At 48.8% G+C, this 25,769-nt stretch carries 24 protein-coding genes; 19 read left to right on the top strand and 5 right to left on the bottom strand.

All coding sequences use genetic code 11. From position 1 onward, the window contains the following. Positions 1 to 110 precede the first annotated feature (110 nt). Genes T360_RS16210 through T360_RS0108405 form a run of 4 tightly spaced genes read left to right on the top strand, consistent with a single transcriptional unit; the run spans position 111 to position 1,831 of the window. Positions 111 to 593 (top strand): hypothetical protein, encoded by a 483-nt coding sequence (locus T360_RS16210; protein WP_155949454.1) that lies wholly within the window; start codon positions 111 to 113, stop codon positions 591 to 593. A 19-nt stretch (positions 594 to 612) separates the two neighbouring features. Next, a complete protein-coding gene (locus T360_RS0108415) occupies positions 613 to 1,077 on the top strand; it encodes a DUF2975 domain-containing protein (protein WP_028912382.1) in 465 nt (154 codons plus the stop codon). Positions 1,078 to 1,083: 6 nt separating this feature from the next. Further along, complete coding sequence (locus T360_RS0108410) at positions 1,084 to 1,320, top strand: helix-turn-helix transcriptional regulator (protein WP_028912381.1); 237 nt, start codon at positions 1,084 to 1,086, stop codon at positions 1,318 to 1,320. A gap of 1 nt (position 1,321) precedes the next feature. Then, positions 1,322 to 1,831, top strand: a complete 510-nt coding sequence (locus T360_RS0108405; protein WP_028912380.1) for a hypothetical protein — start codon at positions 1,322 to 1,324, stop codon at positions 1,829 to 1,831. Between the two features lies 1 nt (position 1,832). Here the strand turns inward: T360_RS0108405 and T360_RS0108400 are convergent, their stop codons facing one another. Next, positions 1,833 to 3,857, bottom strand: coding sequence for a beta-galactosidase (locus T360_RS0108400; protein ID WP_028912379.1), 2,025 nt, complete (start codon positions 3,855 to 3,857; stop codon positions 1,833 to 1,835). Between the two features lie 194 nt (positions 3,858 to 4,051). Here T360_RS0108400 and fldA point away from each other — a divergent pair, with 194 nt between their 5' ends. The 4 genes from fldA (at position 4,052) to ligA (ending at position 8,061) form a co-directional block, all read left to right on the top strand. Continuing rightward, positions 4,052 to 4,546: a flavodoxin FldA gene (fldA, locus tag T360_RS0108395; protein WP_028912378.1), complete on the top strand. Its 495-nt coding sequence runs from the start codon at positions 4,052 to 4,054 to the stop codon at positions 4,544 to 4,546. A gap of 20 nt (positions 4,547 to 4,566) precedes the next feature. Beyond that, entirely contained in the window at positions 4,567 to 4,926 is a 360-nt protein-coding gene (locus tag T360_RS15000) for a DUF2023 family protein (RefSeq protein ID WP_036929210.1), read from the top strand. Positions 4,927 to 4,987: 61 nt separating this feature from the next. After that, the gene (locus T360_RS0108385; RefSeq protein WP_028912376.1) at positions 4,988 to 5,650 is read left to right on the top strand and encodes a hypothetical protein; all 663 of its coding nucleotides are present in this window, start codon (positions 4,988 to 4,990) and stop codon (positions 5,648 to 5,650) included. A 389-nt stretch (positions 5,651 to 6,039) separates the two neighbouring features. Next, positions 6,040 to 8,061, top strand: coding sequence for an NAD-dependent DNA ligase LigA (gene ligA / locus T360_RS0108380; RefSeq protein WP_028912375.1), 2,022 nt, complete (start codon positions 6,040 to 6,042; stop codon positions 8,059 to 8,061). On the opposite strand, the gene T360_RS0108375 is transcribed toward ligA, so the two are convergent. Continuing rightward, positions 8,058 to 9,062, bottom strand: a complete 1,005-nt coding sequence (locus tag T360_RS0108375; RefSeq protein WP_155949452.1) for a hypothetical protein — start codon at positions 9,060 to 9,062, stop codon at positions 8,058 to 8,060. The two genes, ligA and T360_RS0108375, sit on opposite strands and share 4 nt — an antisense overlap. 113 nt (positions 9,063 to 9,175) lie before the next feature. Between T360_RS0108375 and T360_RS0108370 the strand changes: the two genes are divergently transcribed. The 7 genes from T360_RS0108370 to T360_RS0108340 all read left to right on the top strand — a co-directional run bounded on the left by T360_RS0108370 (position 9,176) and on the right by T360_RS0108340 (position 16,185). Continuing rightward, positions 9,176 to 10,021, top strand: a complete 846-nt coding sequence (locus tag T360_RS0108370; protein ID WP_028912373.1) for a patatin family protein — start codon at positions 9,176 to 9,178, stop codon at positions 10,019 to 10,021. Further along, positions 10,018 to 10,698, top strand: a complete 681-nt coding sequence (gene trmD, locus T360_RS0108365) for a tRNA (guanosine(37)-N1)-methyltransferase TrmD (protein WP_013063161.1) — start codon at positions 10,018 to 10,020, stop codon at positions 10,696 to 10,698. The genes T360_RS0108370 and trmD overlap by 4 nt, the downstream gene beginning before the upstream one ends. Positions 10,699 to 10,813: 115 nt before the next feature. After that, complete coding sequence (locus tag T360_RS16205) at positions 10,814 to 10,960, top strand: hypothetical protein (protein WP_155949450.1); 147 nt, start codon at positions 10,814 to 10,816, stop codon at positions 10,958 to 10,960. A 78-nt stretch (positions 10,961 to 11,038) separates the two neighbouring features. Then, positions 11,039 to 11,566, top strand: coding sequence for a hypothetical protein (locus T360_RS0108355; RefSeq protein WP_155949448.1), 528 nt, complete (start codon positions 11,039 to 11,041; stop codon positions 11,564 to 11,566). Then, positions 11,553 to 12,923, top strand: coding sequence for an N-acetylmuramoyl-L-alanine amidase-like domain-containing protein (locus T360_RS0108350; RefSeq protein ID WP_081772751.1), 1,371 nt, complete (start codon positions 11,553 to 11,555; stop codon positions 12,921 to 12,923). The genes T360_RS0108355 and T360_RS0108350 overlap by 14 nt, the downstream gene beginning before the upstream one ends. Continuing rightward, the gene (locus T360_RS0108345; RefSeq protein WP_081772750.1) at positions 12,920 to 14,683 is read left to right on the top strand and encodes an MATE family efflux transporter; all 1,764 of its coding nucleotides are present in this window, start codon (positions 12,920 to 12,922) and stop codon (positions 14,681 to 14,683) included. The genes T360_RS0108350 and T360_RS0108345 overlap by 4 nt, the downstream gene beginning before the upstream one ends. Beyond that, positions 14,680 to 16,185, top strand: a complete 1,506-nt coding sequence (locus tag T360_RS0108340) for a radical SAM protein (protein WP_028912369.1) — start codon at positions 14,680 to 14,682, stop codon at positions 16,183 to 16,185. The genes T360_RS0108345 and T360_RS0108340 overlap by 4 nt, the downstream gene beginning before the upstream one ends. Before the next feature lie 37 nt (positions 16,186 to 16,222). Here T360_RS0108340 and trpS read toward each other — a convergent pair whose 3' ends face one another. Further along, positions 16,223 to 17,311: a tryptophan--tRNA ligase gene (gene trpS, locus T360_RS0108335; protein WP_028912368.1), complete on the bottom strand. Its 1,089-nt coding sequence runs from the start codon at positions 17,309 to 17,311 to the stop codon at positions 16,223 to 16,225. Positions 17,312 to 17,474: 163 nt separating this feature from the next. Between trpS and T360_RS0108330 the strand changes: the two genes are divergently transcribed. From T360_RS0108330 to T360_RS0108315, 4 genes are read left to right on the top strand one after another with little or no spacing between them, the layout of a single operon-like run. Continuing rightward, positions 17,475 to 18,875 (top strand): aminopeptidase P family protein, encoded by a 1,401-nt coding sequence (locus T360_RS0108330; RefSeq protein WP_028912367.1) that lies wholly within the window; start codon positions 17,475 to 17,477, stop codon positions 18,873 to 18,875. Positions 18,876 to 18,898: 23 nt separating this feature from the next. Beyond that, positions 18,899 to 20,104, top strand: coding sequence for an aminopeptidase C (locus tag T360_RS0108325; protein WP_028912366.1), 1,206 nt, complete (start codon positions 18,899 to 18,901; stop codon positions 20,102 to 20,104). After that, positions 20,104 to 21,831 (top strand): single-stranded-DNA-specific exonuclease RecJ, encoded by a 1,728-nt coding sequence (gene recJ / locus T360_RS0108320; protein ID WP_028912365.1) that lies wholly within the window; start codon positions 20,104 to 20,106, stop codon positions 21,829 to 21,831. Before T360_RS0108325 ends, recJ begins: the two co-directional genes overlap by 1 nt. Before the next feature lie 33 nt (positions 21,832 to 21,864). Then, positions 21,865 to 23,856: an ATP-dependent DNA helicase RecQ gene (locus T360_RS0108315; protein ID WP_081772749.1), complete on the top strand. Its 1,992-nt coding sequence runs from the start codon at positions 21,865 to 21,867 to the stop codon at positions 23,854 to 23,856. Here T360_RS0108315 and T360_RS14995 read toward each other — a convergent pair. Beyond that, positions 23,846 to 25,297: an amidophosphoribosyltransferase gene (locus T360_RS14995; RefSeq protein WP_036929204.1), complete on the bottom strand. Its 1,452-nt coding sequence runs from the start codon at positions 25,295 to 25,297 to the stop codon at positions 23,846 to 23,848. The genes T360_RS0108315 and T360_RS14995 overlap by 11 nt on opposite strands. Before the next feature lie 5 nt (positions 25,298 to 25,302). Continuing rightward, positions 25,303 to 25,767 carry a MaoC family dehydratase gene (locus T360_RS0108305; RefSeq protein ID WP_013065248.1) on the bottom strand — a complete coding sequence of 155 codons (465 nt, stop codon included), beginning with the start codon at positions 25,765 to 25,767 and terminating at the stop codon, positions 25,303 to 25,305. Positions 25,768 to 25,769: the final 2 nt, after the last annotated feature.

The raw sequence follows: 25,769 nt of genomic DNA, 5'->3' as shown, positions 1-25,769 counted from the left end.
ATCGTTTTTCGATAAGTTTTTATCGTTTTTATTTGGTTGGTATTGTTATTATTTCTACTTTTGCATATCGATAAACGATAAATAAACAAATTAAAACGATAAATACGACTATGAGTACAAGTTTATTTCAGAGCATTAAAAAGAATCCAGTGAGCACAATTATCTGGTTGCTCTTTATGAGTTATGTTGTCTATTCTATTATTGACGATGTCCAAACCATGCGTCATGCTACAACAGATTACGATTATTGCGTAGGGCTTTGCAATCTGTTTGAGTTCTTAGGCAAGTCCATCACCTGGTGTATCTACTTCGTTGTGTGCTATCTTACTTATGTGCATAAGCAGTACACTCGTTGGATTCTTCGGTTGTATTATCTCACGGTTGTAGTATTCATCATATATTATATAGCTGCAGGCAATGTGTTCGACTATGTTTTCAATCACATTGGCACAGAGCATCTCGATCGTTTCCCATCCATGACCCGCGGTTTATATGGTGCACCACTCTATTTTATCGTATTCAGCTTCTTATTTATGCCTAAACTCATCAAGGATATTATCAAACTTAAAAAAGAACAAGAGCTTACAGTATAATTTCCAAAACTATTTACATATGAAAAAGAAACTGAATATATTCTGCGTGTTGATGTTGCTGCTGATGGCAACACAAGTAGTAATGACCTTTGTAACTGGAGCAGATGCCTTTATGGAAGGTTGGGAAAAAGGTAGTGAAGAAGGAATAGCACATACCTGGAGTGCACTCTTTGGATTCTTCGTTAAGCTATTTGCCGTAGTTGCAGCCTTTGTATCATTCATCAGCTTCTTCCGTTTTATCCTCAACGTCAATCATAATAAGGTGTTTGTATGGGAGAATGTTCACCTGCTGCGACTCACAGCCTATGGCCTGATGATACTTGCAGCAGTAGCTGCTGGCGATGAGCTCTATTCGGGATGCAGCTTTACCGAAGTTTACGATCATTTCTTTGATGCCTTTCTGTTTGGCACATTCAATCTGATTATCTCCGAGGTATTCGCCATCGGACTAAAATTACAGGAAGAACAGGATTTAACTATTTAAGGGCTTATGGGACAGATCATTGTAAATCTTGATGTAGAGATGGCCAAGCGCAAGATGTCGCTTAGTCAACTTGCCGACCGCGTAGGGCTTACCCTTGCTAATCTCTCGATATTGAAGACGGGTAAGGCCAAGGCCATCCGCTTCAGCACCCTCGAGGCCATCTGCCGCGAGCTGGGGTGCCAACCTGGCGACATACTTGAATATAGAGACGAATTATCAACATCCCCTAAAAATTCTGACTGATATGAAAAAAAATAAAATCTACAGCAAGAACTATCATCTCATTATCTTGCCAGCATTCGCTATCCTCACATTGATACTCTTGGTATTAGGCATCAAAACGGCTCATCATGCAGGTTATCATTTCAACCCCACATTTTTGGTGTTCATTTTAGCTTATCTCATCGCTAATCACATCATCATTTGCGTTATTCGTAAACCCAAGCTCATCATCACCGATTATTCTGTAATCGTCAATGCCGAAGAGCCCTGGGAAGTGTTTTTCGAGGAGGTTGATTCTTTCTACCTCTCAAGCTTCAAGAAGCAGGACCTCATCAGCATCCGCTACAAAAAGGATGTAGAAGCCGGCATCAGCGATCTGGAGATAGAAAATGGGCGCATCTTCCGCATCCGTTATCCAGAGAACCTTCATCCTGGTCAGCCTTATGACATCTACGTCACAGGTCTTGCTAAAAAGCCCCATGAGATTCTTGAAATATTAAATAAGCATATAGGTAAGGAAGAAATCAACTAAATCACAATCCTTCGTCGGTAATGCTTATGTTTTTTACCTTCTCACCGGGAGTGGTGTCTGCCTCACGTGGGAAATATACTGGCTCGTTCTGCTGCATCGGAAGAATTCGCAGTTCCAGTTCAGTACATCCTTTAGGCAGTCGCCAAAGCCCGAAGAGGAACGGGCGCCCATTGTTGAAATGGTCGGCTATCAGTCTGCCACCAGCATATAGTCGCGCACAGTCTCCCTGATAGTCAATAGTCAGCAGACGCTGAATATTCTCAACGGCCTCTACAGGCACTTTCACACGATAGACGGCAGCCTGCTCAAAATCCTCGTCGGTTGGTTCCTCTGCCACCTTGTTCACGCCTATTGTGATAGTGCGCAGCGTTTTTGCTTCGCGCACTTTCTCATAGGTGGCGCTAAAAACAGAATAATCCTGATTCGCCTGCGGCAGGAACAATCGGCCAGCCTCATCGCTCGTCAGCAAATAGATATTCTTATACACTGGTTTTTCAGTGCCCCTCGCCTTCACATTTCGCAGCACTTTTCCGTCGTTTAGCACAATCGTTGTGGGCATGCCCTTTATCTGCTCCAGGTATAGCTTTCCATCGCGTTTGGCGATAAGCTGTGCAGTGGCATAGCGGATGCCATCGATGTTGATAGGCAGGATACAGATTGTTCCTGCAGGGATGTTCATCTTGGGCAACTTTACACCACACGCCTCCAGCCGAACATCTCTCTTGGCAGAGAGATTCTGCAGGCGTTCATAATTATTGATAAAGATAAATCCGCTACCACTCTTTGAGCGTACAGCCCAGCGCAAAAACGAGTCATCACCTTTCGAGATGGTCTGCTTGCAGGGGAACTCAGTCTCCATCGGTGCCAGCTGCTCGCCCCAGTCCTGCATAAACAGATGCAGCTTACGAAGCATGAAATAGTGCGGATTACGCTGTCCGAACTCACCGAGAGGAGCCTGGAAGTCGTAGTTTTTAACCGGCATGTCGTTATAGTTGGTAGCCAGCGTGCGCTGCATCTCATTGAGCCATGTCTTACCATCAGGGTTTGTACCGCCGTGATACATATAATACCCCAAGAGATTGGATCCGCTACCTAGTTTCACAACAGCCATAGAATAAGCATCCTCCGGATAGAGATAAGGCCTGCGGTGATATGCAGTCATCATACCACCTCCAAGTTCACAGGTGAAGTACGGATACTGCTGGTCACCCTCGTTCAGCTTTTCTTTCTGCTCCCCCAGCTGCTCAGTAGCGATAGCAGTAGATGAACGGAATGCCTTAAAGTTGAAAGCCTTATAGTAGTCGCCAGCCGTCTCCTCTAACGAGCGCTCCCAGAAGCCGTCGGCATAGTCACCATAGAGCGGAATCATCTCACCAAAAGGCACGGGTTTCGACAGCTCCGGCCATCCAGTACGCGTGTAGAATGGCAAGTCGAATCCGATGCCGAGCGCCATCTTCTTGAGTGCCATCAGATAGTCACCACTGCCACGGTACTCATTGTCGAACTGCAGCGCCATCACCGGTCCACCGTCTTTCCATTGCAGCCCCTGCACCTGGGTGAAGATCTGCCGGTAGAGTCGCTCTGTGTATTTCAGGAAGACTGAATCCTGCGAGCGCATCTTGCACCCCTTGGCAAACAACCAGTCGGGTATGCCACCACAGCGCACCTCCCCATGACAGAAAGGGCCCACACGCAGTACTACCGGCAATCCCTCTGCCTGGCATACCTCCAAGAAAGACCGAAGGTCGCGCTGTCCACTCCAGTCGAAGATGCCTTCAGTCTCTTCGATATGGTTCCAGAACACATAGCAGGCAATGATGGTCACCCCACCCTCTTTCATCTTATGCACCTCCTGCTGCCATTCTGCAGTCGGGATACGTGAATAGTGCACCTCGCCCATCACCGGGCAGACACGTCGTCCATCAATGATAAGGCTATACTTATCCCACTTCACTGTGGGCACAGAGGCGAGTGTAGAGATACTCGTCACCACCAGCGCTGCAATCGCGAAAAACAGTCTTCTCATATCAATTTACTTTTTTCTGCTGCAAAGATACTATTTTTCTTCGAATATACCTAATTATGATTAATCTGTTTTTAAGAGGGCCGAAAGAACGACAGATTAACAAAAACCTCATTTCTCGGTATTGCAGGGTTCGCAGGATAGACGTACCTTTGCACCCAGAAACTCATTGTATATTTTAAAATGAAATTAGCAACATGAACGCAACAATTGTAATCTATGGTTCCTCTACTGGAACATGCGAAGCTATCGCAGAGAAGATAGCCCAGAAGCTTGGCTGCGAGGTCATCAACGTACAAGACCTGACTGCCGAGACCATCGACAATCACCCAAACCTGATTTTAGGCACTTCGACCTGGGGGGCTGGCGAACTGCAGGACGACTGGTACGACGGACTCCGACTGCTGCAGGCTGCCAACCTATCAGACAAGACCATCGCCCTCTTTGGCTGTGGCGACTGCGAGTCGTATGGCGACACCTTCGTTGGTGGCATTGGCGAGTTATACAACGGCATCAAGGAGAGTGGTGCACGCTTTGTGGGCGCAGTAAGCACCGACGGCTATCACTTCGACGACTCTGAGGCCGTGATTGACGGTAAGTTCGTTGGTCTGGCACTTGATGACATCAACGAAGACGACAAGACCGACACCCGCATCAATGCATGGGTAGCCGAGATTTCTCCCAACCTGTAAACAATCCCTTTTTAAGGCGTATGCAACAGACAACAATATCCCACCCTCTTCCCCCCGAGGCAAAAGTACTGATGAACCATATTTACGAATATCAGAAAGGTGTTCGTAGGATGATACTCTTCACCTGCAATCGCCGGTTGGAGCAGTTTACCACCAACCGTCTGAGCCATCAACAGATAGACTACGTGGTGCAGCCTGCTGGCAAAGAGAATGTCAATGTCTATTTTGGCAGGAAGGAGTGTTTGGATGCCATCCGTCTGTTCGTCACACGCCCTCTCAACGAGCTGTCGCCCGAGGAAGACTTTATCCTCGGTGCGATGCTCGGTTACGACATCTGCGCTCAATGCCAGCGTTACTGTGAACGCAAGTGCAGATATTGACAGAAAAACATACATAATTCAATAAAACTTACTATCTTTGCAGCAGAATTATATGTAAGCAATGAAAGAGATATATTCTGCTGCCGAGCTGATGGCGTATATTCAGCAGATAGGATTCCTGCCACTTCTTGATGGCGGTTTATCAGGTTTCTCGGCCGAAGAGATTGTGGCCGACGACTGTCGCTACGTGGTACTGCCCGATGGCGGATGGGACTGGCCACTATGGAAGTGGAAAGGCACCATCGTCACCGAGGGAAACTGCGTTTACGGTAAGTTCTTTGCCGGCAAGGCTGGTTTTATCAGCCGCGAGTGGTGGCCCGACTTCTTCAACTATCGCCGCAGCCGTCATCCCCAGCCTGAAGAAGGCACCATCGAGGACACCATCCTCTGCACCATTGCAGAACAGGGCAGCCTCATCACCCGCGAGCTTCGTGCTGCCTGTGGTTTCGATGGCCCCAAGATGCGCAGCCGTTTCGATAGCTATATCACCCGTCTGCAGATGGGCTGCCACATTGTGACCGAAGATTTTGTCTATCCTACCGACAAGCACGGACGCGAATATGGTTGGGGTTGGTCGCTACTCACCCTTCCCGAACAACTCTTTGGTCGCGACGCCTGCACTACCGACCGCACACCACAGCAGTCATACGCTCGCCTCAAAGCCCACTTCCAGGAGATACTCCCCAACGCCACCAACAAGCAGATTGAGAAGCTGATAGGGTAACTCAAACGATTCATTCACTCGGGTGCTTTTTTCTAGTTTCTTTTTTATTTTTAATTTTTTAATTAATTAATTATTAGCCCCCTATATAAGGGGGCTTAATTAAATTAAAAAAAATAAATTATAACCTGCGCCCGCGCGCGACGGAAAAAACAAGTTGATTTCCACTCGTAATCAAGTTGATTTTCTATCATAATCAAGTTAGTTTTTAGTCACAATCAACTTAGTTTTCAATCATAGTCAACTTAGCTTTTTCACAATAGCCCGTCATAACCCGTCAATTGTATCTTGAGAAGCCCTACCTTTGTCGGGCGAATAATTATTTATGCCGATAAATTTTGGTGTGTACAAAAAAAATCGTAATTTTGCAACCAATAAAAAAGAATTGATCAATGGACGAGATAAAGCGTATTGAGCAGCTGCGAAAGGAGCTGCATGAGCATAACTACAAATACTACGTGCTGAACCAGCCTACCATCGGCGACCAGGAGTTCGACTTTATGATGCACGAACTGCAGAACCTGGAGGCTAAGCACCCTGAGATGGCGGACCCAAATTCGCCAACACAGCGCGTGGGCAGCGACCTGAATGCCGAGTTTCAGCAGGTGGAGCATAAATACCCCATGCTGTCGCTGGCCAACACCTACAATGAGCAGGACGTGGCCGATTGGTATGAGAGTGTGAAGAAAGGCTTGGCAGGCGAGGACTTTGAAGTGTGCTGCGAAATGAAATACGACGGACTGTCGATATCGCTGACGTATGTAGATGGCAAGCTGACACAGGCGGTGACGCGTGGCGACGGTGTGCACGGAGATGATGTGACAGCGAATGTAAAAACGATACGCTCGATACCCTTGGTGCTGACACCACCTGCCACTGACGACCTGTTTGCAGCCCCAGCCTACCCGCGTGAATTTGAGATTCGTGGCGAGATACTGATGCCATGGAATGTGTTTGAGCGACTGAACAAAGAGCGCGAAGAAGCTGAGGAACCGCTGTTTGCTAACCCACGAAACGCTGCCAGCGGCACACTGAAAAGTCAGAAGTCGAGCTTGGTGGCCAGTCGCCAGTTGGATGCTTATCTTTACTATCTGCTTGGCGAAGAGCTGCCTGCCGAGGGACACTACGAGAATCTGGAAGTAGCCCGCAGCTGGGGCTTCAAAATTTCAGAGGGGATGAAGAAAGTAAAGACGCTGCAAGAGATCTACGACTTCATCAACTACTGGGACACAGAGCGCAAAAACCTGCCTGTGGCTACGGATGGCATCGTACTGAAAGTGAACGCTATCCGACAGCAGCGCGCACTGGGATTCACTGCCAAGAGTCCACGCTGGGCCATTGCATACAAATTCAAGGCTGAGCGTGTGTGCACCCGACTGAATGAGGTGACTTATCAGGTGGGCCGTACGGGCGCTATCACCCCTGTGGCCAATATGGACCCTGTACAGCTGGCCGGCACCACGGTGAAGCGCGCCACACTGAACAACGAGGATTTTATCAAGAGTTTCGACCTGCATATTGGCGACTATGTGTTTGTGGAGAAAGGCGGTGAGATTATCCCAAAGATAGTGGGTGTGGATATCGACCAGCGCCCCATCATCGCCCAACCGGTAGAGTTTATCAAACGCTGCCCAGAATGCGGTACACCTCTGGTGCGCTATGAGGGCGAGGCTGCATGGTACTGTCCTAACGACACGGGCTGTCCGCCACAAATCAAGGGACGCATAGAGCACTTCATAGCACGCAAGGCGATGAATATCGACTCACTGGGTCCGGAAACCGTAGATGATTACTATCGCCACGGATTGATACATAACATAGCCGACCTGTATGATATCGATGTGCAGCAGATAAACGGCGACGGCAGCAGAACCAAATCGGCCCAGCGCATTGTGAACGGCATTGCAGCCTCTAAGGAGGTACCTTTCGAGCGCGTGGTATTCGCCCTTGGCATCCGTTTTGTGGGCGAAACATCTGCCAAGTTGTTGGCACGCCATTTTAAGAACATCGATGCACTGATGAATGCAGGTATCGAAGAACTACAGGAGATAGAGGGCATCGGCGAGGTGATGGCTAAGAGCATCATCACCTACTTCCATGACGAGAAGAACATCGAGATTATCCGCCGCCTGCGCGAATACGGCTTACAGATGGAGCTCTCAACACTCAACACTCAACTCTCAACAAAGCTCGAGGGCCAGAGCATTGTGATTAGTGGTGTGTTTGCGCAGCACAGTCGTGATGAGTATAAGGCCATCATCGAGCAGAATGGCGGAAAGAACGTGGGTAGCATCAGCAGCAAGACATCGTTTATCCTGGCTGGTGAGAATATGGGCCCCTCGAAACTGCAGAAGGCAGAAAAACTTGGAATAAAGATTGTAAGCGAAGAGGAATTCCTGGAGATGATAGGTTAATCTTCATCCCAATAAGAGATAGTGCGCGTCTGGACGACTTCCATCGTCTGGGCGCGCTGACCTTTCAGCCAGTTGGTGATGTGGAGATTGGTCTTGGTCCAGTTGTCGTTATCATCGCGCTCCTGAATGTCGTATTTCATCGTGACACTCATGATGCACTCATTGGTCTTATCAAAAGCTTTCTGGCTCTGCTGAGTTATCTCGCCATCATCATTCCACTTATATTCGGTAATGAGTTTTAAGCCTGAAACAGTGTTAGTCTGGATGGTGCGCTTCAGATTGCCATCGTCGTTATACTCGTAGACTATCTGCTTTTTCTCGCCATCCTCGGTCAGCGAGGCCGAGATGAGATAGCCCACCTGATTATATTGGCGGTTGGTAAGCTCGGTAGATTTGAGCTTGCCCACCTCGTCGAAATGCTCAATCTGATTCTCAGCCACAGGATTATCAGTGATCACCTCCTGCACAAAACCCTTCAGTCCCATGTTCGAGGCATCCTTATAATAAGGTGCCATGTTGAGATAATAATAAGTGATGGAGTGCGCACCGTTTTCGTGCAGTGTGATGCTCTGACGGATATAGCCATATTCGGTAAGCACATAAAGCGAACCGTCGCCCTTAGCCTTGAAGTTGCCCCACTCGCGCTGCAGTTTGCCCAGCAGATACTTCTGGTTGCGTTCATAAAGCTCGCGTGTGCGATAAGGGCCGCAGGTGATAGTGGCCTCGCTGAGCAATTTGGTCTTATCGTTGACAGTGACCTCCAATCGGGCATCCTTGATGCCATAGAAGTCGCCTTTAAAGTGATAGGTACCCTCCTCCTCTTCTTCCTCATCGGCCTCAACAGGCACAAAGCCAATACTCTTGAGTGCAGGCACAAATGCCGAATCAGTGCCCTCCAGAGGTGCATCCATCATGGTGATACACTTAGGATCGTAGATGGCCTGTGCACAAGCCACCAGCGACATCAGAAACGATACAACCAATAATGCTATCCTATTCATAACAGTTGCAAAAGTAAGTAGAAAAAGCGAAATCGCCAAATAATCAACATAATTTTTGTTATTTCTTAATTCTTATTTCTTAATTCTTAATTAAAATAATTATCTTTGCACCCATGAAAAAGGGACTGGTACTTGAAGGAGGCGCTATGCGCGGGCTTTTCACGGCTGGCATCATCGATGTGATGATGGAGGCTAAGATAGAGCCCGACGGACTGATTGGTGTTTCGGCTGGTGCTGCTTTTGGTTGTAATTATAAAAGTCGCCAGATAGGGCGAGCCATTCGCTACAACAAAACTTTTGCCCACGACAGCAGATTCTGTTCATGGCAGTCGCTGCTGAAATCGGGCGATCTGTATAATGCTGAGTTCGGCTACCATGTCATCCCTACCCAATATGATGTGTTTGACAATGCAGCCTATGATGCCAACCCCATGGAGTTTATAGCCGTTTGTACAGATGTGGAAACGGGCAAACCGGTATATAAACCGCTGCCGAAGGTGACACCCACTACCTACGACTGGATTCGCGCCTCGGCCTCGATGCCACTGGTGTCGAAGGTGGTTGAGTTGGAAGGCATGAAGGTGCTGGATGGCGGTGTGGCCGACTCGATACCACTAGAGTATTTTGAGAGTATCGGCTACGAAAAGAATCTGGTGATACTCACCCAGCCCGACGGCTACGTGAAGGAGCACAACAAGCTGATGCCGCTGATGCGCATAGCGCTCAGAAAATATCCGAAGATGATAGAGGCGATGGACCAGCGCCACCTGATGTACAACCAGCAGTTGGCATATGTTTATCAAGCAGAAAGTACGGGGCGAGCACTGGTGATCCGTCCCGACGAAAAACTACCCATCGGACATATATCTCACAATCCCGACGAGATGCAGCGTGTGTATGATATTGGCCGACAAACAGGTATGAAATATATAGAACGAATTAAAGCATTTTTTAGATGAGAATAGATATTATAACCGTACTGCCAGAGATGTTGGAAGGCTTTGTTCACGAGTCGATTCTGGCAAGAGCAGAGAAGAAAGGATTGGCTGAAATCCGTTTGCACAACCTGAGAGACTATACACTTGACAAATGGCGCCGCGTGGATGACTATCCATACGGCGGCAGCGCAGGCATGGTGATGCAGTGCGAGCCTATCGACCGTTGTATCACAGCCCTGAAAGCCGAGCGCGACTATGATGAAGTGATATTCACCTCGCCCGACGGTGAGCGTTTCGACCAGCACATGGCCAACGACCTCTCCATGAAGGGCAACCTGATCATATTGGCCGGCCACTATAAAGGTATCGACCAGCGTATTCGTGAGCATCTGATTACCAAGGAGATTTCGATTGGCGACTTTGTGCTGACGGGTGGTGAACTGGTAGCTGCCATGATTGCTGATGCCATCGTGAGAGTGGTGCCTGGCGTGATTGGCGACGAACAGAGTGCACTGAGCGATTGCTTCCAGGATGATATTCTGGCAGCACCTATCTACACCCGCCCTGCCGACTACAAGGGCTGGAAAGTGCCCGAGATACTGCTGAGCGGTAACGAAGCAAAAATACGCGAATGGGAATTTGAACAGGCCATGGAGCGTACACGCCGTCTCCGTCCCGACTTGCTTGACAGCGATTAACTAATGTTAATTAACGCAAAAATTGAGATGAAACATAAAAATATTCGTATCTTTGCCTAAGATAATTAAAGCACAAGCTTTTGAATATTATTATTTAACTTAAAACTTGAAGAATATGGAAAAGAAAAACAACCCATTTGCAATCAGAAAATCACCTGCTAGTATTATCACCGCTCAGGCGCTGAACCTCGACGACTATGTGCAGAGAATATTAGATGATGATGATCGTGTAAGTATTTGTGCAACAACGAATAAAAAATAGGTATTATTTTTATAGTCAAGAACAACGAATTCTATATCTGAAGAAGGAATAGCGAAGATTAACACCATATCCAAATTGGTGTTAAGGAAAAGAGGCGATTCGGCGGTGGAGTTTTACAATGCCGCGAGTCGTCTTTATGTGCTTCATTTTATTGAGGTGGCAGAGATTGGCAGTCATCGCGTGCTCTACTTTGTGCTCAGGCTTGCCGACGGGAAGCGTGGCGGTGCGCATGACAAGGAAGTGGGGCGCATGATTGTGGCGGTGATTACGCAATATCTGGAAGAACATCCCGACGACCTGGTTTGCTATTGCCATTCCGACAATCCGCTGACGAACGCGATTAACAGGATATTCCACCTGTGGGCACGCTCTAACTCAGATATTACTGACGGCAGAGTAACCTTTTTCGACGGTGCCGGGCATCATGCCGAGGGGTTTGGCCTGCATTTTATGGTGATACACCATCTTACATGTAAGGACATCGCCGAACTGAAGGCCTACATTCTGGAAAACAGTGATACGTTTGCTGCCAGTGTCAGAGAACAGATCATTCTTCTTCATCATATAGAAGAAAAAATACATAAATCGGACCATGCGGTATGTTAAACTACATCATGACAGGTTGCAGGGGCTGAAGGGCAAACAGGTGCCTGAAGGCGTAAAAGTCTGCCTGGTGTTAGGTGCCAAACTGCGTCCCGACAACTCGCTGTCGCCTATCCTGCAGTTGCGGGTGAGGCTGGTGAGCATCATGGCCAATACCTATCCTGACTGGCTTTTTTATATCTCCGGTTGTCGTGCCGACACTACCGTCATCTACCGCACGCTGGTAGAGGAATATCATATTCCTGAAGAGCGCTTTGTGCTCGACTCCTGTGGTTATAACACCTTCCGCTCATTATGGGATATGGATTTGTTTTTCAAGCAAACCCGATTCTACATCCTGACCAGCAGCTTTCATATCGCCCGTTCGGTGCGCATTGCCCGATGGCTGGGTTATGATGCCTGGGGCATTGACATCAGCGACTATGAGAAAGTGAAGGCTAACCCCTACTTCTGGCGCGAACAGTTGGCAGCGCTGCGCTCGTTATGGCTGGTATTCTGCATCAGGACGCCTCTCGGCCGTATCTCAACAAGTTTTTTCCATAACAGACTACTCCGCCGCCTGCGACGCAACGAGCAGCAGTTTGACGCGCAAAACGAGCAAATACTGCAGCGCGCAATGAAAAACGTGGATCAATCGTTGCCGCTGACCGAATACTTCTTCCGCCAACTGATGGAGGGCGTTGCAACAGAATTCACTCAGCCGATGGAAGAAGAACATCTGATGGTGAGCCTTAGTCATGTGGATTGTACCACCGTGATAGAAGATGTACTGGCACTGGCACTGTGCTACAGAGACGGGCGCACCACGCTGGCCGACCTGAAGGATTACTACCGGCGGATGCACTATCACGACGGAGCCGTCTCGTTCGCCACTCGCAACCATTACTTCACCTGGATCATGCAGTCGGCTATCAAAGAGGGATTCGTGGAACGTATCAGTCCCGACGAGCCAGTCTTTCCATTTACAGGGGTTATGGACCTGCAGCCGAGCTATATGACCAGAAACAAGCATCTGTTCCGCCCTCAGATGGATGACAAAAAGAACTATGAGGCCATCGCCCTTCGCCAGCAGCAGCGCGTGCGCTTTACCTATATCCCCCGTGAACTGCTGAATATGCCGCAGGATTCGGAACTCGGTGTGATTCGCGATGGCGACATCATGGCGGTGGTGTGCGATCAGCATAGCTGGGCAAGAGGCGTAGAGATTAAGCATCTGCTGATAGCCAAATGGATCAGCGGCAGACTGCACTTCTACCATGCCACAGGAAATAGACTAGAACTTTCAAATATGGATGCCTACACTTTTATGAAGGATAAATTCACGATGATAGGTGTGGCTGTTTATAGATTAAAAATATGATGCAGCATAATGAATATGTATTAAAGAACATGTTCGGGTCGTTCTTCCTGGCGACCGTCATGTCGTCCCTGATACTACAACTTGGCGGACTTACCGACTCTATTGTCGTATCTCACCTCGTTTCACCAGACGCGCTGTCAATTGTACGTATCTGGCAACCCGTTGCGAGTTGTATGTTCATCATCATCGGTATGATGAGTGCCGGGGCCAGGTTTCTGAGCGCCCGAGGCATTGGTGCCCAAAACTACGACCAGGTGAACCGTGTGTTCAATAATCATCTGTACTATGTTATCGCCTCCGCGCTTTTGGTGATTGTTCTCATATTGCCTTTCCTCGATATCGTGGCAGGCTTGATTACCGACGACCAGCGTCTGCTACCCATGCTGCGACCATATATTCATGCCGACATGTTTGCCATCTTTGTAGCAGCTGTATTCGGTGTACCTTTATCCTATGTCATCACAAACGGTAGTCCGCGACTCATCACCCGACGCATCATCATCTCACAGATACTCAATGTAGGTTTTGACATACTGCTGTGCGGTGTGTTCGATATGGGGATGGCAGGTGCTTCGTTGGCCACAGGTATCAGCAACCTGCTCGCATTCACCTCGCTGTTAGGCTATCTGCGCAAAAACAGTAAGATATTCCGCCTCAGGCATCCTGCGAAGATATGTAGTATCAAGCAGTATCGTGAGTGTTTTTCTATCGGACTGCCCATACTGATATCAGCACTCTTTATGCCTGCCATGTCTTTTACCATGAACTCACTGGTAGTGAACAAACTTGGTGCCGACGGCATGTACATCTTTACCATCTACTTCCAGATTAATGCCATCTGTATGCTGGCATTGTCTGGTTCGAATACTGCCATCAGCAATATCGGTGGCATTCTATTGGGCGAAGAAGATTTCGACAGCTTCCGCATGCTCACACGGCGCATATTCCACCTGTTGACAGTAGTCATGCTGACGGTTAGCCTGCTGATATTACTCTTCCCTGATTTGCTGGCAAGGATATTTGGAGCCGACGACGCGCTGATAGATGAGTGTCGCACACCGTTCCGACTACTGAGTATGGCATTTCTGCCTAATGCTTTCTCCGAGACGCTCAGCGTGCTTTACTTTGTGCAGGGACATCATAAACTCTGCAGATGGATAGAAATAGTGACCAACCTGGGCACCATCGGCATTATTGCCCTGATGGCCCTCTACACCCCACAGCTCCTTTGGCATATCCTGCCCATCACCTCCTGGCTCCTGCTGCTGGTGATTCTGGGGATGGCTTATGTAGCTCATCGCAAGAACTCCTTGTATAGTTGGCCTACATTGCAAAACACAGTACCATCCAACCCAGCTGTAACCTTCTCTATACCTTATACCAACGAGGGGGTAGCGACATTTCTAGGCAAGATACGTCCATTTATTGAGGCTTGCGAACTGCCTGATGGAATGGCTGTGGATATTGCCCTTGAGGAGTTGCTTTACGAGATTGTGGAGACGCATGAGCCACAAAACTCCAAGACGGATGAAACCTTCGATGTGCGCATCATCGACAAGGAAAAGGAATTCACAGCGGTAGTTAAGAGCAAAGGCCCCCTGCGAAATCCAATTTATAAATATAGTGATGAAGAAGTTGCAGATATAGATGAGAATAACCTGCGACGAGCCATTCTGTCGCGCTTGTGCAAGAATCTCAATCACAAGTACATGAACGGTATCAACTGTATCTATCTGAATTATCAACGAAACAAGGTATGACCTTTATCCGACCGCTATATACCTGTGGCGCATTCAATCGCCATGCACAGAGAGCAGTGATGTATAACACGGCCCGCGGCACTTGCTATACATTCGACGACGTGTCGGCCCTGCTGATCAAAGAGGTGCTGGCGGACGAGAGAGAAAGTCCCATCAACACAGCACATATCGCTTGGGTGACAGGCACTGAAGAGGAACAAGTAGAGGAGTTCTGCTGCCAACAGCTGTTACCTATCGGACTGGTGCACGACCATGTGTGGAGCGACGATGAGTGGCTGCAATACCGCAAGGACTTTCCACCATGCTTCATTAATAACGGCAGTGAGCCAGCAGCCGACTATTGGGCAGCAGTACCTCAGGAACAACGGATTTCACTGAACTTTGAGCTGACCTATGCCTGCAGTGAGCGATGCCTGCACTGCTTTAACGAAGGGGCTGCACGCAGCGACTTACATGAGGAGCACCGCTTGCGCCCTGATATGCTGACAATGGACGACTACAAACGTATCATTGATGAAGCCGTGGATTTAGGGATACCTGAAGTAACTGTTACTGGCGGCGACCCGTTCAGCTACCCACACTGCTGGGATATTCTCGACTATATGCACAAGTGTAACCTGGCGGTAAACCTGTTTACCAACGCCCAAGCCATAAACACCAAAGAGAAGATACGCCGAATAGCCCGCATGGGGCTGCTACAACTCAGCGTGTCGATCTATAGCACTGATGCTGAGGTACACGACCAGATTACGCGTAGGCGAGGCTCATGGGAACAGTCGATGAATGTGCTTCGCGAACTCTCAGCGTGGCCTGTACCCCTGAACATCAAAACGCCCGTTTTCCGTCTGAACACCCGCAGTTATTACGGGGTACGCAAGATAGCTTATGAACTGGGGGCTGAGATAGAGGTTTCATGTACGCTAAATCCTGGTGCCGATGGTGATGTGTCGATAATTGAGCATCTGCAGACACGGCCCGAGGCCCTGCGCATCATCCTGATGGACCCGCTGGCCAAAAATCATATCCCTAAAGATGGGAAGGCCGACGGTTATGCATTTGGCAGCGCTAGCGGATTCCCCTGTAATGCCAACAGACTAATAACTATTTCGCCTAGTGGAGTGGTAAGAGGATGCGGTAATATTCCTATCACGTATGGCAATTTGCATCACTCATCACTCAAGGAGACCATCCTGAGTGCCCAGCGCATGCAGATGCTTCAAACTGACCAAAAACGGACGTTTACGGCATGTGGCAGGCACGACTATTGCCAGTACTGCAATACACCTTGTTATGCAGGCGAGTTTTTGGAAAAGAAGCCCGACGGCACCTTCACGCTGAAAGAGATACAAGGCGACGTATGCCAGACAGCCAAAATCCGAATGGAGCTATGCCGACAAATGGAACAAGGCATCGATCCACTAGGTGGAAAAAGCATCAAAGAATGCCTGCTGATGATGCACACAGAGCAAGTGCCGGAGTTTCGTAAGAAGATTAGAAAATAAGCTATCCCCGCTGGTTGGCGGGGATAGCTTATTGGGGTTATTTTGCGAACTTCTCAGCCTGTTGGCGGATAAGTTCTGCATCGTTGAAGTAGTCGATACGCATGGCCTTGCGAACCTCGTCCATCGTCTGGGCGCCTACCTCGCGGGCCTGCTCGGTACCCTTCTTCAGAATATTGTAAATCTCTGGGATATCCTTCTCAAACTCTGCACGACGCAGGCGCATTGGCTCCAGGAACTGGTTGAGCACCTGATTCAGGAACTTCTTGCACTTCATGTCGCCCAGACCGCCACGCCGGTAGTGATCCTTCAGCTCGTCGAGATTCTGATACTCAGGCAGGAAGTTGGCAAAATCCTCATCGGTAGAGAAAGCGTCGAGATAAGTAAACACAGCGTTGCCCTCTACGTGACCAGGATCGTTCAGGTTCACGTGCTCAGGGTCGGTGTACATAGAGCGCACCTTCTGCCATACATCCTCGGCTGTATCAGAGAGGTAGATGCAGTTGCCCAGCGACTTCGACATCTTCTCCTTACCATCAGTACCAGGCAAGCGGCGTGCTGTGAGGTTCTCGGGCAGCATGATGTTTGGCTCTACCAATACTGGTGCATAAATCTGATTGAAGCGGCGCACCAACTCGCGAGTTACCTCGAGCATAGGCTCCTGGTCTTCACCTGCAGGAACGGTAGTGGCCTTGAACAGGGTGATATCGGCAGCCTGAGATACTGGATAGCAGAAGAAGCCAAGAGGGATACTCTCGCCCTCGAAACCACGCATCTTAACTTCGGTCTTTACTGTTGGGTTGCGCTGTACGCGACTTACTGATACCAGGTTCATCAGATAAGTGGTCAGTTCGGCCAACTCTGGAATCTGGCTCTGGATAAAGAGGGTACACTTAGCAGGATCGAGACCTGCAGCCAAGTAGTCGAGTGCCACCTCAATGATATTCTGGCGAATCTTCTCAGGATTGTCGGCATTATCAGTGAGCGCCTGTACATCGGCCATAAACACAAACATGCGATCAAAATCGCCCTGATTCTGCAGCTGAACACGTCGGCGCAGCGAACCAACATAGTGTCCTAAGTGGAGTTTACCAGTGGGACGGTCACCCGTCAAAATTACTTTTCCCATATGTCTTTTAGTCTTATTTTTCTAATTTTGCGTGCAAAGGTACGAAATAAAATCTACTAATCTGCATAATTATTGTAAAAAATAGGGGTAAAGGGACGGCTTTTTGATAAAAAATATGTATCTTTGCCGACAAATTGATTAAAAAAAACGTTTTTTAGACACAATGTTTAGCAAAGACACTTACATAAATAGACGCAACGAACTGAAGAGACTAGTGGGCGAAGGTGTTATTATCCTGTTTGGTAATAACGACTCACCAGTTAACTATCCTGCCAATGCTTATGCACCTATGAGACAGGATTCTTCGTTTCTTTACTACTTTGGACAGCACCGCGACGGACTGGTTGGCGTGATTGATATTGACAACGACGAAGAGATAATCTTTGGCGATGATATCGATGTAGAGGATATTGTATGGATGGGCTATACCCCATCGGTGGCAGATCTGGCTGCCGAGGTGGGTGTGAAGAAGACCGCCCCCATGAAGGAGCTGGCTACCTACATCGATCACCTATCACCCAACACCCAACACCACTTCCTGCCACCATACCGCTTCGATACAAAGATACAGATTATGGATCTGCTGGGCATTCATCCCAACCAGCAGAAGGAACAGGCCTCGCTACAGCTGATAAAGGCTGTGGTGAAGATGCGTTCTACCAAAGAGCCACAGGAGATTGAGGCTATTGAGCGCGCCTGCGAGGTGGGCTATCAGATGCACACCACAGCGCAGCGACTGATTCGTCCGGGAGTGACCGAGCGTTATATCGGCGGACAGGTGGATGGCATTGCCCGCAGCATGGCTCAGGGCACCAGTTTTGCTACTATCTTCAGTCAGCATGGAGAGATCATGCATGGCAACCCATCGGGCGCACAGCTGGAGACTGGCAGACTGGCACTCTGCGACGCGGGATGCGAACTGGATGACTACTGCTCAGACCACACAAGAACGATGCCGGTGTCAGGTAAGTTCAGTCAGCGACAGTTGGAGATATACTCCATCGTAGAGGCTTGTCACGACTATGCCATCGAGGTGGCTAAACCCGGCGTGAAATATATGGATGTGCACTTTGCTGTGTGCCGACTGATGACTGAGCGTCTAAAAGAACTCGGACTGATGAAGGGCGACACCGAAGAGGCTGTTCGTGCCGGTGCGCATGCCATGTTCCTGCCTCACGGACTGGGACACATGATGGGTATGGACGTGCACGATATGGAAGGTTTGGGACAGATATACGTAGGCTTCGACGAAGAGACACGTCCTAACCTCGAACAGTTTGGCACCAACTGCCTGCGCATGGGTCGCAAGCTCGAAGAAGGTTTTGTAATCACCGACGAACCAGGCATCTATTTCATTCCACAACTGATAGACGAGTGGAAAGCCAGCGGACACTGCAAGGAGTTCCTGAACTTCGACAAACTGGAGACCTATAAGGACTTTGGCGGCATTCGCATTGAAGACGACATCCTGATAACCAAGGATGGTTGCCGATTCTTAGGCAAGCAGCGCATTCCTTATCATCCAAAGGATGTGGAGGCGTTTATGGCAATGAACAAACAATAATAATTAAAAAATAAAAAGTAAAGATGAAGAAAATGACAACACTTGCACTCGTGCTGATGATGGCAATGAGTGCTTCGGCAGCCAAGAAGAAGGCTCCCGTAAAAGATGCGAACAAGCCTGTATTCACTACCATCAAGGCTAACCCCATCACCAGTGTGAAGAACCAGAGCCGCTCGGGCACCTGCTGGGACTACTCTACCCTCTCTTACTTTGAGGCTGAGATCCTGAAGGCTACAGGCAAGAGCTACGACCTTGATGAGAGCTTCGTAGCCAACAAGACCTACATGGAGCGCGCCATCCAGGTGGTTCGCTACCACGGCGACTGCCAGTTTGCTCAGGGCGGAAGTTCTGAGGACGTGCTGCACACACTGAAGACCCACGGTATCGTGCCACAGGGCATCATGCCTTTCCCTGGCTCACTCTACGGCGACTCGCTGAACAACTTCAATGAGTTCTTCTCACTGTTGGAGCCATACGTTGCTGCCATCGCCAAGAGCGACGCTCGCAAGATTTCAAACCAGTGGAAGTGCGGACTGCAGGGCATCCTGGATGCCTATCTGGGCAAGTGCCCTGAGAAGTTCACCTTCGAGGGTAAGGAATATACACCAAAGAGCTTCATGGCTACACTGGGTCTGAACCTTGATGACTATGTATCAATTACCAGTTTCTCACACCACCCCTTCTACTCTACCTTCGCTGTAGAGGTGCAGGACAACTGGCGCTTCCCACAGAGCTACAATCTGCCTATGGACGAGATGATGCGCGTGATCGACTATGCTGTTGAGAACGGCTACACCATCGCATGGGGTGGCGACGTATCAGAAGAGGGATTCACCCGTCAGGGTTTGGCTTATGCCGTTGATGGCAAGGCTGCTCAGAGCCTGCGTGGTAGCGATATGGCCAAATGGCTGAGCCTCTCACCCGAGAAGAAGCGTGGCGTTATCGACTCACTGGGTTGCAAAGTACCTGAGGTAGTTCCTACACAGGAGATGCGCCAGGAGCGTTTTGACAACTGGGAGCTGACCGACGACCACGGCATGCTGATTTACGGAACAGCCAAGGACCAGAACGGCAAGCTTTATTACATGGTAAAGAACTCTTGGGGCGAGACTGGTGCCTACAAGGGTATCTGGTATATGACTAAGGACTTCATCGCACTGAACACGATGGACTTCCTGATTAATAAGAATGCAATTCCTGCCGATATTCGTAAAAAGTTAGGTATCTAATGCATTTCAAATGGAATTACGAACCACCTACATCAGAACAACAGGCGGCAGCTAAGGAGCTTGGAGAGAAAATCGGCATGAGTCCGATTCTCGCCAATCTCCTCATCAAAAGAGGCATCAAAACGGAGAGCGCGGCTAAGCGCTTCTTCCGTCCGATGCTTAACGAGCTGATAGACCCGTTCTTGATGAACGACATGGACGTGGCTGTGGATAGGCTCAATGATGCGATGGGGCGCAAAGAGCGTATCATGGTCTATGGCGACTACGATGTCGATGGATGTACGGCGGTTGCCTTGGTGTACAAATTCCTGCAACAGTTCTACTCGAATATCGAATATTATATCCCCGACCGTTACGACGAAGGATATGGTATCAGTAAGAAAGCACTTGATTATGCTGCAGAAAAAGGCATCAAGCTCATTATAGTACTGGATTGCGGTATCAAGGCCATCGATGAGATTGCCTATGCCAAGAGTCTGGGCATCGATTTTATCATTTGCGACCACCACGTGCCCGATGATGAACTGCCCAATGCTGTCGCGATACTCAACCCCAAACGCGAAGATTCCACCTACCCATTCAAAGACCTGTGTGGATGCGGTGTAGGTTTTAAATTTATGCAGGCTTTTGCCAAGAATAATGGCATCCCCTTCTCGCGACTGATACCACTGCTCGACTTCTGTGCTGTGAGCATCGCTGCCGACATCGTGCCTATCATGGGCGAGAATCGTATTTTGGCCTATCACGGACTGAAGCAACTGAACCAAAGCCCGTCGGTAGGCTTGAAGGCTATTATAGATATCTGCGGACTGACTGGACGCGAAATCACTATGAGTGACATCGTGTTTAAGATTGGCCCACGCATCAATGCTTCGGGACGCATGCAGAACGGTACTGAGGCCGTTGACCTGCTGGTAGAGAAAGACCTGAACAAGGCACTGGCCGAGGCCAACCACATCAACGAGTACAACGAGCAGCGTAAGGATGTGGACAAGCAGATGACCGAAGAGGCTAACCAGATTGTAGAGAAGCTGGAGAACCAAAAGCATCACGCCAGCATCGTGCTGTATGACGAGAACTGGAAGAAGGGTGTGATTGGTATCGTGGCATCACGACTGACCGAGCTTTACTACCGCCCCACGGTGGTGCTTACCAAGTTTAATGGCATAGCCACTGGTTCTGCACGCAGTGTGGCTGGCTACGATGTGTATGATGCCATCAAGAGCTGTCGTGATCTGCTTGAGAACTTTGGCGGACATACCTATGCTGTAGGCTTGTCGCTCAAGATTGAGAATATCCCAGAGTTCCGCAGCCGCTTCCAGAAATATGTGATGGAGCATATTCAGCCAGAACAGACTGAGGCTACACTCGATATCGACGCGGTGATAGACTTTAAAGACGTGACCAAGCGACTGCACAATGACCTGAAGAAGTTTGCGCCTCACGGTCCCGACAACCCCAAGCCACTGTTCTGCACACGCAACGTGTATGACTATGGCACATCGAAGGTGGTGGGCCGACAGCAGGAGCACATCAAGCTTGAATTGGTAGATTCCAAGTCGAGCAACGTGCTTAATGGCATTGCCTTCGGACAGAGTGGATCGGCACGCTACATCAAGTCGAAACGCTCGTTTGATATTGTCTATACCATCGAGGATAATATCTACAAACGCACCGAAGTACAATTGCAGATAGAAGACATTCAACCTTCGGAAGCTGAGAGTTGAAAGTTGAGAGTTGAGTGTTGAGAGTTGAGAGTTATGAATACACAGGAAGATTATGAAAACAAACCTATTAATGCTGAATCTGTACAGCATAGTAATCATAACTGTACACTCTCCACTGTAAACTATCAACTCATTCTAAAGAAGTACTGGGGCTACGATGATTTCCGCGGTATTCAGCGCGAAATCATCGAGTCTATCGGTAACGGTTACGACACATTAGGACTGATGCCTACTGGTGGTGGAAAATCCATCACCTTTCAGGTGCCAGCCTTGGCACAAGAAGGTACGTGCATCGTTATCACACCGCTTATAGCCTTAATGAAAGATCAGGTGGAGAACCTAAAAAAAAGAGGCATTAAGGCTGCCGCTATCTACAGCGGACTAACCCGCGAAGAAATCATTATCACACTAGAGAATGCCATCTTTGGTGGTACAAAACTGCTGTACGTATCGCCAGAGAGACTGTCGAGCGAGCTGTTTCAAACCAAGCTGTGCCACATGAAGGTGAGCTTTATCACGGTAGATGAAGCGCACTGCATTTCGCAGTGGGGCTATGATTTCCGCCCCTCTTATCTGCAGATATCACAGATACGCAAACTGGTGCCCGACGCCCCTGTGCTGGCGCTTACAGCTACTGCCACCCCACAGGTAGTAGATGATATACAGGCTAAGCTTTCGAGGAAAGAGGCATCCTTCAACGTGTTCCGCATGAGTTTTGAGCGCAAGAATCTGGCTTATGTGGTAAGACATGCAGACAACAAAATAGAACAGCTGATACACATTCTGAAACACGTGAAAGGCTCGGCCATCGTATATGCCCGCAGCCGTATGCGAACCAAGGAGTTTGCCCAGATTATCAGCGAGAGCGGCATCACTGCCACCTTCTATCATGCAGGACTTGACGCGGCAGTGAAAGATCAACGACAGCGTGAATGGCAGCAGAACAAATACAGAGTAATGGTGGCCACGAATGCTTTTGGAATGGGTATCGACAAGCCTGATGTGCGATTGGTGATTCACGTGGACTGTCCTGACAGCATTGAGGCGTATTTCCAGGAAGCAGGACGCGCAGGACGTGACGGACTGAAAGCTTATGCTGTGCTGCTATACAACCGCCACGATGAGAGTAAGCTGAAGAAACGCATCAGCGACACCTTTCCCGAGAAGGATTACATCCGACAGGTGTATGAGCATCTGGCATATTACTATCAGATAGGTGTTGGCTCGGGCTATAACCATACGTTCGAGTTTAACATGGATAAGTTCTGCCATAACTTCAACCATTTCCCTATCAGAGTTGACTCAGCCCTGAAGATTCTGCAGCGTGCAGGCTATCTGGAATATACTGAGGAACAGGAAAACCAGGCACGCGTGATGTTTACAGTGAGCAGAAACGACCTGTACCGACTGGAGAACAACAGCCAGAACGAAGACTTGATAATCACTGCCCTGCTGCGCTCGTATGGCGGTCTCTTTACCGATTACAACTACGTAGATGAATCGTTTCTGGCTCAGTCAACCGGATTGCAGCCACAGCAGGTTTATCTCACGCTGAAGAGTCTGTCGCAGCGCCATATCCTGCACTTTATTCCACAGAAGAAGACACCGTATATCCGTTATACCCAGCGGCGCGAAGATAAGGAGTTTGTGCAACTGATGCCCGAGGTGTATGAAAAGCGCAAGGCACAGTTTGAAGAGCACATTAAAGCCATGATAGGCTATGCCACCAACGATAAGATTTGCCGCAGCCGACAGCTGCTACGCTACTTTGGCGAGGTGAACGACCACAACTGCGGGCAATGTGATGTATGCTTGGCACACCGTTCAGAAGGCTTGGTGACTGAAGACAGACAGACCAAGGCAGCAGCGCTCATCTTGCAACTGCTGGAGGATGGCAAGCCCCACCCTATCACCGATATAAAAAGCATCGAGCTGCCGGTAAGCGAACTCGATGCTGCATTGGATTATCTCTCAGACGAAGAATACATCATTCGACTGGAGGATGGTCAGATTATCAGAAATTAATCTTCAACTGACGCTCATCTTCATCGTCATGCTCGTGGCAGTAGCTGCTGCCATCGAAACAGTGTGTGCACACGTGGCACTTCTCCATACCAATACTCTTGATCAGATCTTCGAGCTTGGCAAACTTAAGTGAGGTAAGACCCAGGCGCTTGGCTATCTCATCTACCATACGCTGATACTCGGGTGAGTCAGTCTGGGCATACTTCTCCAGGTTTTTCTTATCATCACCCTCAAAGTCCTTGATGATACGGCGTGTGATCAGTTCCATATCACTCTTTGATGAGGTGAAGCCGATGAACGGACATCCATAAACCAGCGGTGGACAAGAAATACGGCAGTGTACCTCTTTAGCACCATACTCGAAGAAGGTCTTTACATTGTCCTTGAGCTGCGTGCCACGCACGATAGAGTCATCGCAGAACACCACGCGCTTATCCTTCAGCAACGCTGGGTTTGGAATGAGCTTCATCTTAGCCACCAGCGAGCGGCGCTCCTGGTTGCCAGGTGTGAATGAACGTGGCCAGGTGGGGGTGTATTTCAGGACGGCACGCTTGTAGGGCACTCCCTTACCTTCGGCATAACCCAAGGCCATACCTACACCAGAGTCGGGCACACCACAAACGCAGTCAACCTCGGCATCATCCTTCTCACCCATCATCTTACCATTGGTTTCGCGAACGTTCTCTACATTGATGCCATTATAATCAGAAGCAGGGAAACCGTAGTACACCCAAAGGAACGAGCAAATCTGCTCGCGTTTGAATGGCTCCTGCAGCACCTCCATCTTATCAGGGGTGAGCAGCACGATCTCTCCAGGTCCTAAGTCTCTTACACGCTTATAGTCGAGATTGGGGAAACTGGTAGTCTCACTACTTACAGCAAAAGCGCCCTCTTTCTGGCCGATGACGATAGGTGTGCGGCCCAGGAAGTCGCGCGCTGCAATAATGCCCTTCTCAGTGAGAATAAGCATCGAGCACGAGCCCTCAATCTTACGATAAACCAGGTTGATACCCTCAACAAATGTGCGGCCCATATTGATGAGCAGCGCCACTAGTTCTGTCTGGTTGATAGTGTTGGCCGAATACTCACTGAAGTGCATACGGCGGTCCAACAGTTCTTGTGCAATCTCTTCCAGATTATTAATTTTTGCTACAGTCACTACTGCATAGCGCCCCAAATGCGAGTTTACAAGGATTGGCTGTGGATCGGTGTCGCTAATGACACCAATACCCTGATTACCTGAAAACGAGTCGAGTTCATCCTCAAACTTAGAGCGGAAATAATCACGCTCCAGATTATGAATCTTACGACTAAAACCTTTCTCCTTATCGAAAGTTACCAATCCGGCACGCTTGGTACCTAGATGCGAATTATAATCGGTGCCGTAGAACAGATCGTTCACACAGCACTTAGTGGAAATGGTTCCAAAGAATCCTCCCATACCTATTAATTAAAATAATACAGGAACGAAGCGATACCCTCGAGTGCGGGTTTGCGCTGTCCCTCGATTTCAATTCTGAACTCAATCTCTGCCTTACAGATACCACGCAGGTTCTGAATGTTATGCAACTTGGTTACCAATCGTACCTTTGAACCGGTGATGACTGGCTGTCCGAAACGCATCTTGTCCATACCGTAGTTCACCAACATCTTGATGTTGTTTACCTCGATAATCTGGTCCCACATATAGGGCAACAGCGACAAGGTGAGATAGCCGTGAGCAATAGTGCTCTGATACTGACTCTCTTTTTTAGCACGCTCCACGTCAACATGAATCCACTGATGATCAAGGGTAGCGTCAGCAAAAAGATTAATTCGGTCTTGGTCAACCTGCAGCCAGTCGGAAGCTCCTAACTCCTCGCCTAAGTGGGCTGCGAACTCATCGTAAGAATTAATTACTAATTTTCCCATAT

It is taken from the genome of Prevotella sp. MA2016, from assembly GCF_000619825.1.
Classification (GTDB): Bacteria; Bacteroidota; Bacteroidia; order Bacteroidales; family Bacteroidaceae; genus Prevotella.
Note: the sequence above shows the minus strand (reverse complement) of the source record. Positions and strands in the feature narration are given on the sequence as shown.